Below are 325 nucleotides of genomic sequence, written 5' to 3'. Positions count from 1 at the left end.
TTCTACCTGTTTATAGGGCTCACTTTCTGCCTGGCGGGTTAATATCTGACTTCCTCTTTCCGCCATACCACCGGCAATAACGCCCGCAACAGCTTCACCACTGGGCATTCCCACGCGTCCGGTAACCGTGCCATAGTTACCCTGAATAACCTGCGTGTTGGCATCTTTATAAAGTGTGCCAATACTGCCCACACCTCCTAACACTGACGGCAGAATGATATGTTTAAACCAGCGTGTATTCACATTGCTGGCCACGGATGACATCAGGTTGTCTTCCCGTTGAGCATATGCATTGACCTTAAGGTCCATGCCGTTCCAGCTCATC

General features: G+C 50.2%; 1 pseudogene. It reads right to left on the bottom strand.

Annotated features, from left to right (window positions below):
- Positions 1-325, bottom strand: a pseudogene (locus tag RTW80_RS28225) (conjugal transfer protein TraO); the annotation flags it as partial.

This window comes from Escherichia sp. AM3, from assembly GCF_032029835.1.
GTDB classification, from domain to species: domain Bacteria; phylum Pseudomonadota; class Gammaproteobacteria; order Enterobacterales; family Enterobacteriaceae; genus Escherichia; species Escherichia coli.
Note: the sequence above shows the minus strand (reverse complement) of the source record. Positions and strands in the feature narration are given on the sequence as shown.